5 protein-coding genes are annotated in these 10,321 nt (G+C 63.2%); all 5 read left to right on the forward strand.

What is annotated here, in order from left to right:
* Window positions 1-2,585: efflux RND transporter permease subunit (locus tag ACLP2E_RS14695; RefSeq protein WP_442466376.1), on the forward strand; the 2,585-nt coding region annotated here is incomplete at its 5' end.
* A complete protein-coding gene (locus tag ACLP2E_RS14700; RefSeq protein ID WP_442466377.1) occupies window positions 2,582-5,929 on the forward strand; it encodes an efflux RND transporter permease subunit in 3,348 nt (1,115 codons plus the stop codon). The genes ACLP2E_RS14695 and ACLP2E_RS14700, both read left to right, overlap by 4 nt.
* 282 nt (window positions 5,930-6,211) lie before the next feature.
* Window positions 6,212-6,700, forward strand: a complete 489-nt coding sequence (locus tag ACLP2E_RS14705) for an NAD(P)H-dependent oxidoreductase subunit E (RefSeq protein WP_442466378.1) — start codon at window positions 6,212-6,214, stop codon at window positions 6,698-6,700.
* The gene (locus ACLP2E_RS14710) at window positions 6,697-8,253 is read left to right on the forward strand and encodes a formate dehydrogenase beta subunit (protein WP_442464205.1); all 1,557 of its coding nucleotides are present in this window, start codon (window positions 6,697-6,699) and stop codon (window positions 8,251-8,253) included. Before ACLP2E_RS14705 ends, ACLP2E_RS14710 begins: the two co-directional genes overlap by 4 nt.
* A gap of 11 nt (window positions 8,254-8,264) precedes the next feature.
* Window positions 8,265-10,321: molybdopterin-dependent oxidoreductase (locus ACLP2E_RS14715; RefSeq protein ID WP_442466379.1), on the forward strand; the 2,057-nt coding region annotated here is incomplete at its 3' end.

The following is a 10,321-nucleotide window of genomic DNA, read 5'->3' on the forward strand; positions in this document are numbered from 1 at the left end:
AGCGCCCCGCCGTTCGCATCCAGTTCAATCCGAGCGCGCTCGCCGCCTATGGGCTGAACATCGACGATTTGCGGACGACGCTCAACAACAACAACACCAACACGCCCAAGGGCGCCTTCGACGGCCCCCAACAATCCTCGACGATCAACGCCAACGATCAGATCGACGACGCGGCGAAGTTCGGCGAGGTCATTGTCGCCTATCGCAATGGCAATCCCGTCCGCGTCAGCGACGTGGCGAGCGTGCGGCATGGACCCGAAAACAGCAAGATCGCGGCATGGGCCAATTCGACGCGCGCGATCATTCTCAACATCCAGCGCCAGCCGGGCGCCAACGTCATTCAGGTCGTGGACACGATCAAGAGGCTGCTGCCGAAATTGCGCGCGTCCCTCCCGGTCGCGTTGGACGTGACGGTGCTGAGCGACCGAACGACGACGATCCGCGCGTCGGTCGAGGATGTCGAGTTCGAACTTGGCCTCGCGGTCGTTCTGGTCGTTCTCGTCATATTCGTCTTTTTGCGCAATCTGCCCGCGACCATAATTCCCAGTCTCTCCGTGCCGCTGTCGCTCGTCGGCACATTGGTCGTCATGTATTTGCTAAAATTCAGTCTCGACAATCTTTCGCTGATGGCGCTGACGATCTCCACGGGATTCGTCGTCGACGACGCGATCGTGATGATCGAAAACATCGCGCGCTACATCGAGGAAGGCGAGGCGCCGCTGCGCGCCGCGCTGCGCGGCTCGCGGCAGATCGGCTTCACCATCATCTCCTTGACCGTGTCGCTGATCGCGGTGCTGATCCCGCTGCTGTTCATGGGAGATGTGGTCGGACGGCTGTTCCATGAATTCGCCATCACGCTCGCCGTCACCATCGTCATTTCGGCGGTGGTTTCGCTGACCCTGGTGCCGATGCTCTGCGCAAGGTTGATCCGCCACCGTCCCGAGAGCGAGCGCGGCCGTTTCGACCTTTACGCCGAAAAAGTCTTCGACAGGATCATCGCGGCCTATGCCCGCGCCCTCGACGTGGTTCTGGCCTGGCAGCCGCTGACCCTGATGGTCGCCATCGCCACCCTGGGGCTCACCGCCCTGCTCTATGTCGTCATTCCCAAGGGTTTCTTCCCGGCGCAGGACACCGGCGTCATCCAGGCCATCACCGAGGGGCCGCAGGACGTATCGTTCAAGGAGATGGTGCGCCTGCAGAGCGAACTGGCGGATGTCGTCCTCCAGGACAAGGACGTCGTCTCGCTCAGCTCCTTCGTCGGCGTCGATGGCGCCAATCTCACTCTCAATTCGGGCCGCTTCCTGATCAATCTCAAACCTCAGGACCAGCGCAGCGAAAATATCGCCGAGATCATCCGCCGCCTCAACAAGGAGGCGTCGGGCGTGGTGGGCGGAAAACTGTTCATGCAGCCGGCGCAGGATCTCACCATCGACGCCTCGGTCACCCGCGCCCAATATAAATTCGTGCTGGAAAACGCCAATCCGGAAGAATTTGCCGAATGGGCGCCCAAACTAACCAAAAGGCTGCAACAGGCGCCCGAACTGGCCGATGTCGGCAGCGACCTGCAACAAGGCGGAGCGGCGCTCGACCTGACCATCGACCGAGCCACCGCCGCGCGTTTCGGCATCACCCCGGCCACCGTCGACAATGTGCTTTACGATCTGTTCGGCCAGCGCATCATCTCGACCATCTATACCCAATCCAACCAGTACCGCGTCATCCTCGAAGCCGACAAATCCCTGCAGGAATCGGTCAAGGGACTGGATTCGATCTACCTGCCGTCCAATTCCTCGACCACCGGCGGCCAGACGCCGCTCTCGGCCATCGTCCATATGACCCGGCGCTCCGGCCCGCTGGTGATCACCCATTTCGGCCAGTTCCCGGCGACCACCATTTCCTTCAATCTGGCGAAAGGCGTCTCGCTCGGCGCAGCGGTTACGGCGATCGACAAGATCCGGGCTGAAATCGGCCTGCCGGCTTCTTTTGTTGTGGCCTGGCAGGGCGCGGCGGCGGCCTTCCAGTCTTCGCTGACCAATCAATTGCTGCTGATCGCGGCGGCGATCGCCACCATGTATATCGTGCTCGGCGTGCTCTACGAGAGCTTCATCCATCCGATCACCATTCTCTCGACCCTGCCCTCAGCCAGCGTCGGCGCGCTGCTCACGCTTTTGCTGTTCGGCTACGATCTCGACATTATCGCGGTGATCGGCATCATCCTGCTGATCGGCATCGTCAAGAAAAACGCCATCATGATGATCGATTTCGCGTTGGAGGCGGAACGCGTCGAGGGCTTAGCCCCCGTGCAGGCGATCCGCCAGGCCTGCCTGCTGCGCTTCCGCCCGATCCTGATGACGACCATGGCCGCCATCCTCGGCGCGCTGCCGCTGATGCTCGGAAGCGGCGTTGGCTCGGAACTGCGCCAACCGCTCGGCTACGCCATCGTCGGCGGCCTGATTTTCAGCCAGGTGCTGACCTTGTTCACCACCCCGGTAATCTATCTCTATTTCGACCGGTTGGCTTTGCGCCTGCGCCGAAGCCCTGCCGTCCCCCTGACGCCCCAGGCTGAAGCCGGGAGCGAGGCATGAATATTTCCGCCCCGTTCATCCGGCGGCCGGTGGCGACAACCCTGCTCACCATCGGCATCGCTCTGGCCGGCGGCATCGCTTTTTTCCTGCTGCCGGTGGCGCCGCTGCCGCAGATCGACATTCCGACCGTCACCGTCAACGCCACCCTGCCGGGCGCCAGCCCGGAAACCGTGGCCAACAGCGTCGCCGAACCTCTGGAGCGCCACCTCGGCCAGATCGCCGACGTGACGGAAATGACCTCGACCTCCAGTCTCGGCCAGACGCGCATTACGCTGCAGTTTGGCCTCAACCGCGATATCGACGGCGCGGCGCGCGACGTGCAGGCGGGCATATCCGCCGCCCGCGCCGACCTGCCGACGGCCCTGCGCTCCAACCCGACCTATCGCAAGGTCAATCCGGCCGACGCGCCAATCCTCATCCTCAGCCTGACCTCCAAGACGCTGACGCGCGGCCAGCTTTACGACGCCGCCTCCAACGTGCTGCAGCAGCGGATCTCCCAAATCCCCGGCATCGGACAGGTCATCATCGGCGGCTCCACCCTACCGGCCGTGCGCGTGGAGCTCAATCCGCAAGCCCTGTTCAAATATGGCATCGGGCTGGAGGACGTGCGCGCTGCGCTAGCCTCGGCCAACGCCAACGCGCCCAAGGGCGCGATCGAACAGGACAGCCGGCATTTCCAGATTTACACCAACGATCAGGCGTCCCATGCCGAGGATTACCGGCCGCTGGTCATCGCCTATCGCAACGGCTCGGCGGTGCGCCTGTCCGATGTGGCTTCGGTCGTCGATGGCGTCGAGGATTTGCGCAACGCCGGCTACGCCAATGGCGAGCCCTCGGTTCTGGCGATCCTGACCGCCGAGCCCGGCGCCAATATCATCGCGACGGTGGATGCGGTGAAGGCCGAACTGCCCTATCTGCAATCCGCGCTGGCCGGCGATATCACTCTGGCCACGGCGATGGACCGTTCGGTGACCATCCGCGCCTCGCTCAAGGACACAGAGCGGACCCTGGTCATCGCTGTCGCTTTGGTGACGCTGGTGGTGTTCGTGTTTCTCGGTAATATTCGCGCGACGCTGGCGCCGAGCATCGCCGTGCCGGTCTCCATCATCGGCACCTTCGGCTGCATGTATCTCCTGGGCTACAGCCTCAACATGCTGTCGCTGATGGCCTTGACCGTCGCCACCGGCTTTGTCGTCGACGACGCCATCGTCGTGGTGGAAAATATCGAGCGCCATATCGAATCCGGGATGAACGCCCTCGACGCCGCCTTGCTGGGAGCGCGCGAGGTCGGCTTCACGGTTTTTTCGATCACCATGTCGCTGATCGCGGTGTTCACGCCGATCCTGTTCATGGGCGGACTGGTCGGGCGTTTCTTCCGCGAATTCGCCATGACGCTCACGGTGGCCATATTGATTTCGCTGGTCATTTCGCTGACCACCACGCCCATGCTGTGCGCCCAGTTCATGCGCCGGCGCGCCCCATCGCCCAAAAAAGACGGCTCCCAACGCAAGCCTCTGCTGGAAGGCGCCTTCGATAGGCTCATTGCCGCCTATGCCCGCAGCCTGACCTGGTCGCTGCGTCACCCACGCTTCATCATGCTGGTGCTGCTGGCGACGGTGGCGCTCAATTTCGAGCTTTACCGCATTGTTCCCAAGGGCCTTTTTCCGCAGCAGGACACCGGTCGCCTGATCGGCCGGCTGGAAGCCGACCAGAGCATTTCCTTCCAGGGCGTCAGCCAGAAGCTGGAAGAAATGCTGCGGATCGCCAAGGAAGATCCCGCGGTGGACACCGTGGTCGGCTTCACCGGCGCAGGAAGTGGCGGCGGCAATGGCTCGAGCAATACGGCGACGGTGTTCGCCGCGCTCAAGCCGGTTTCGCAGCGTGACGTCACCGTCGACGAAGTGATCGCCCGGCTGCGGCCGAAGCTCGGCCATGTGCCGGGCGGAAGACTGTTCTTTCAGGCGGCGCAGGATTTTCGCGCCGGCGGGCGGTCGAGTTCGGCGCAATATCAATATACGCTTGCCGCCGACGACACCGCCGAACTCTACCAATGGGCGGAGAAGCTGACCGAAACGCTGCAAAAGCGCGGGCGTCTCAAGGATGTGACTTCCGACCAGCAAGTCAAGGCGTTGCAGACCAATCTCGTGATCGACCGCGACGCCGCCTCCCGCCTCGGCCTGACGGCGGCGCAGATCGACAACACGCTTTACGACGCCTTCGGCCAGCGCCAGGTCTCGACCATTTTCGCCGCCATCAACCAGTATCACGTCATCATGGAGATCGACCCGCGCTATACCAAAAGCCCGACGATGCTCGATGAAATCTACATCTCGACCGCGGGCGGCGCGGCCAATGGCGTCGCCACGTCCAATCTGCCAGGCGGTTCGGTGACCCAGAAGGCCGCGGCTGGCGCGAGCGTCGCCGCTGCGCAGGCGGGCGCGGCGAGCCTCGATTCGGCGCGCAATGCGGCGATCAACGCCCTGGCCGCCTCGGGCAAAAGCTCGGCCTCCGCCGGCGCCGCCGTCTCGACGGTGCAGGAGACGATGATTCCGCTCAGCGCCATCGCCCATTACGATCGGGGCAATACGGCCCTGTCGATCAATCACCAGGGGCCCTTCGTCACGACGACCATTTCCTTCAATCTCGATCCCAAGGACGCGCTCAGCGACGGCATCGCCGAGATTCACGCCGCAGAGGCCGAAATCCACATGCCGACTTCCATTCATGGCATGGAATCCGGCACTTCCCTGGTGTTCGCCGAATCCTTCAAATCGATGCCGCTGCTGTTGCTCACCGCCATCGTCGCGATCTATATCGTGCTCGGCATTCTCTACGAGAGCACGATCCATCCGATCACCATTCTCTCGACCCTGCCCTCGGCCGGCGTCGGCGCCCTGCTCGGCCTGATGATGTTCCACATCGAATTCAGCATTATCGCGGCTATCGGCGTGATCCTGCTGATCGGCATCGTCAAGAAGAACGCGATCATGATGGTCGACTTCGCCATTGTCGCCAAGCGAACCCACGCGGCGACTTCCTATGACGCGATCTACGAGGCCTGCCTGCTGCGCTTCCGGCCGATCCTGATGACTACTTGCGCGGCCATCCTCGGCGCCGTGCCGCTGGCGATCAGCTTCGGCGAAGGAGGCGAAATCCGTCGCCCGCTCGGCGTGTCGATTGTCGGCGGGTTGATCATCAGCCAGTTGCTGACGCTCTATACGACGCCGGTGGTCTATCTTTACATGGACCGTTTCAGCCTGTGGCTCGACGCCAGACGGAGCGCGCTGTTCCCGCGCCGCGCCTCCGCCGCCGGGGCTGCTCAGGGCGGTGCAGCCGCGGAATAACGCGGGCCCGTCATTGCGAGCGAATCAGCCAGATGTCCGCGGCCGCCAGCCGATTCGCGCAAGGCGGCGGAGGACTGAAAAGCCCCCCGCCCCCTCTGGCGCCGGGGAATAAATACCCTATCTATTTGATTGAACGCTGGTTCCAGGCCGCAATGTTGGCGGGGACGCGCCGTTCGGCCCGCTTTATCGGTTCTTAAACAAAAATAAATAGCAGCCGGCGGCATTGCGATCCAATCTTGCGTTCAACCTGCACAGGTAAAACCGCGGGAAAGGGAGATTTGCATGGCGGCGACGATTCCTTGGGACGAAGCGATTGCGCGCGAAATTATCGATAGCATGCGCAACCTCGAAGGCGCGCTGCTGCCGATCCTGCATGGCTTGCAGGACAGGTTCGGCTATGTCGACGCGCGCGCCGTCGCCATCATCGCCAGGACGCTCAATCTGTCCCGCGCGGAAGTGTTCGGGACCCTGTCGTTTTATCACGATTTCAAACGGCAGCCGCCGCAGGGAAGCACGATCAAGTTCTGCCTTGCCGAAGCCTGTCAGGCGCGCGGCGCTGAAAAACTTGCGTCCTGGCTGGAGCACAAACACGGTGTCAAGCTCGACGGCGGCGCCAGCAACGGCCTGGCGGTCGAGACTGCCTATTGCTTCGGCAATTGCGCGCTCGGCCCCAATGCTCTGTACGACGGCGAGATTTTTGGCGCGCTCGACGAGACCCGTCTCGACGCGCTCTGCCTGCGGGCGACAAAAAACGCCGGGGCGCAATCATGACACATTGCCTCTACATTCCCGGAGACGCCGCCGCCCTCTCGGTTGACGCGGACGCTGTCGCCAGGGCCTTCATCCATGAAGCCGGGTTGGCGAATCTGAGCATCGAAATCGTCCGCAACGGCTCGCACGGCATGTTCTGGCTGGAGCCGCTGGTCGAATTCGTCACGCCTCAAGGCCGCATCGGCTATGGGCCAGTCAGACCGGAAGATGTGCCCTCGCTTATCGCCGCCGGCGCGCTGCATGGCGGGGAACATCCGCTGCGCCTCGGCAAAGTCGCTGAACTCGAATGGATGAAGCGCCAGCAGCGCCTCACCTTTGCGCGCATTGGCGAGATCGATCCTTTGTCGCTGGAAGAATACCGCGCTCGCGACGGTCTGGAAGGCTTGCAAGCCGCCCTGGCGCTGTCGCCGGACGAAATCATCGAACAGGTCCGCGTCTCGGGCCTGCGCGGACGTGGCGGCGCGGGTTTTCCAGCCGGGATCAAATGGAAGACCGTCCACGACACGGCTGCCGACCGCAAATATGTCGTCTGCAACGCCGACGAAGGCGACAGTGGCACTTTCGCCGACCGCATGGTCTTCGAGGGCGACCCCTTCATGCTGATCGAGGGCATGGCCATCGCCGCCTATGCCGTCGGCGCCGACAAGGGCTACATTTACCTGCGTTCGGAATATCCCCACGCCGCCAAGACCATGGGCCGTGCGTTGAAAATCGCGGAAGAAGCGGGATGGATCGGCGCCAACGCCTTCGGCGCGGGCAAGCATTTCCATCTCGAGTTGCGGATCGGCGCCGGCGCCTATATCTGCGGCGAGGAAACCTCGCTGCTCGACAGTCTCGAAGGCAAGCGCCCGCTGGTGCGCGCCAAGCCGCCGATTCCCGCCGTTTCCGGCCTGTTCGGCAAGCCGACGCTGATGCACAACGTCCTTTCGCTCGCCGCCATCCCCTTCATTCTGCAGCATGGCGGCCAGGCTTACGCGGATTACGGCGTCGGCCGTTCGCGCGGCACGCTGCCGGTCCAGCTCGCCGGCAATGTTTTACGCGGAGGGCTCATTGAGCTCGCCTTCGGCGTGTCCCTGCGCGAAATCATCGAGGGTTTCGGCGGCGGGACCGCATCGGGTAGGAAAATCCGCGCCGTGCAGGTCGGCGGCCCGCTCGGCGCCTATCTGGCGGAAAAGGATCTCGACATTCCGCTGGATTACGAGGCGCTCGCCGCCAACCAGGCCTTGCTCGGCCACGGCGGCATTGTCGTCTTAGACGATACGGTCGACATGGCGAAAATGGCGCGTTTCGCCTTCCATTTCTGCGCCAAGGAAAGCTGCGGCAAATGCACGCCCTGCCGCATCGGCTCGGTGCGGGGCGAAGAGACGATGGACAGGATCATCGCCGGCCAGAATGTCGAGAGGAATATCGCACTGACGCGCGACCTGTGCGAACTGATGGCGGACGGATCGCTCTGCGCCATGGGAGGCCTGACCCCGATGCCCGTGCTGTCGGCGCTCAACCGCTTCCCGGAAGATTTTGCGCCCGTCGCCAAACGAACCGCCGCCGAATAGGAGAAAACCTGATGAGCCTCGTCAAGGAAATCGACTTCGGCACGCCGATCCGGCTCGCCGAAACCATGGTTACCCTGACCATCGATGGCGAGAGCGTGACCGTGCCGAAAGGAACCTCGGTCATGGCCGCCGCGATGAGCCGGGAGGTGAAGATCCCGAAACTCTGCGCGACCGACAGTCTCGAGCCTTTCGGCTCCTGCCGGCTCTGCCTGGTCGAGATCGAGGGGCGGCGCGGGACGCCGGCCTCCTGCACCACCCCGGCGGAAGAGGGCATGGTCGTCCGCACCCAAAGCGACAAACTGGCCAGGCTGCGCCGCGGCGTGATGGAGCTTTATGTTTCCGATTACCCGCGCGACGTCTTGATCTCCGCCGATGGCGGCGGCGAACTGCGAAACGCCGCCGCCGAGGTCGGCTTGCGCGCGGTGCGCTATGGCTCCGAGGGCTGGAACCATCTCGGCGACGCCAGGGACGAGTCCAATCCCTATTTCGTCTACGACCCGGCCAAATGCATTGTCTGCAGCCGCTGCGTGCGCGCCTGCGAGGAGGTGCAGGGCACCTTCGCCCTGACCATAGAGGGCCGTGGCTTCGAGTCGCGGATAAAACCCGGCCCGACGGATTTCCTCAATTCCGAATGCGTCTCCTGCGGCGCCTGCGTCCAGGCCTGCCCGACCGGATCCCTGATCGAGAAAAGCGTGGTCGAGCACGGCATGCCGGAACATTCGGTCGTCACCACCTGCGCTTATTGCGGCGTCGGCTGCTCGTTCAAGGCGGAGATGCAGGGCGAAAAGCTCATCCGCATGGTTCCCTGGAAACAGGGCCAGGCCAATGAGGGCCATTCCTGCGTCAAGGGCCGTTTCGCCTATGGCTATGCGACGCACAAGGACCGCATGCTCAAGCCGATGATCCGCCAAAGGATCACCGATCCATGGCGCGAGGTTTCGTGGGATGAGGCCATCGCCCATTCGGCGAGCGAACTGAAACGGGTGCAGGGCAAATACGGCCGCAATTCCATCGGCGTCATCACCTCGTCGCGCTGCACCAACGAAGAAGTGTACGTGTTGCAGAAACTGGCGCGCGCCGCGTTCCGTAACAATAATGTCGACACCTGCGCCCGCGTCTGCCACTCGCCGACCGGCTATGGCCTCGGCGTGACGCTGGGCACTTCCGCCGGCACGCAGGACTTCGCTTCGGTCGATCAGGCGGAAGTGGTGCTGGTGATCGGCGCCAATCCGACCGACGGCCATCCGGTGTTCGCCTCGCGGTTGAAGAAGCGGCTGCGTCATGGGGCGAAACTGATCGTCGCCGATCCGCGCTCCATCGACCTGGTGCGCACGCCCCATGTCGAGGCGGCCTTTCATCTGAAGCTGATGCCGGGGACCAATGTCGCTTTGGTCAACGCCTTGGCCCATGTCATCGTCGCCGAAGGCCTGGTGGCCGAGGATTATGTGCGCGAGCGCTGCGACAGGGAAGATTTCGAGCTCTGGGCGCGGTTCATCGCACGGGAAGAGAATTCTCCGGAAGCGACGCAGAAATACACCGGCGTGCCTGCGGCCGACGTGCGCGCGGCGGCGCGGCTTTACGCCAGCGTGAAAAACGCCGCGATCTATTACGGGCTTGGCGTGACAGAGCACAGCCAGGGCTCGACCATGGTAATGGGTCTCGCCAATCTCGCCATGGCCACCGGCAATATCGGCCATGTCGGCGCCGGGGTAAATCCGCTGCGCGGTCAGAACAATGTGCAGGGCTCCTGCGACATGGGTTCTTTCCCGCATGAATTTTCCGGCTATCGCCATGTCTCCGACGACGCCACCCGCGAAAGTTTCGAAGCGCTGTGGGGCGTGGAACTGGACGAAGAGCCGGGACTTCGCATTCCCAACATGATCGACGAGGCGGTCGCGGGCCATTTCATGGGCCTTTTCGTTCAGGGCGAGGACATCGCCCAGTCCGACCCGAATACGCAGCATATCACGGCGGGCCTCGCCGCCATGGAATGCGTGATCGTGCAGGACCTGTTCCTCAACGAAACCGCGAAATACGCCCATATCTTCCTGCCGGGCTGCTCGTTCCT

The sequence above is a fragment of the Rhodoblastus sp. genome (genome assembly GCF_052145335.1).
Taxonomy (GTDB): domain Bacteria; phylum Pseudomonadota; class Alphaproteobacteria; order Rhizobiales; family Beijerinckiaceae; genus Rhodoblastus.

Coding starts and splice junctions, on each gene's coding strand:
- ACLP2E_RS14710 (WP_442464205.1), top strand. CDS start 6,697: ATGACACATTGCCTCTACATTCCCGGAGACGCCGCCGCCCTCTCGGTT.
- ACLP2E_RS14700 (WP_442466377.1), top strand. CDS start 2,582: ATGAATATTTCCGCCCCGTTCATCCGGCGGCCGGTGGCGACAACCCTG.
- ACLP2E_RS14705 (WP_442466378.1), top strand. CDS start 6,212: ATGGCGGCGACGATTCCTTGGGACGAAGCGATTGCGCGCGAAATTATC.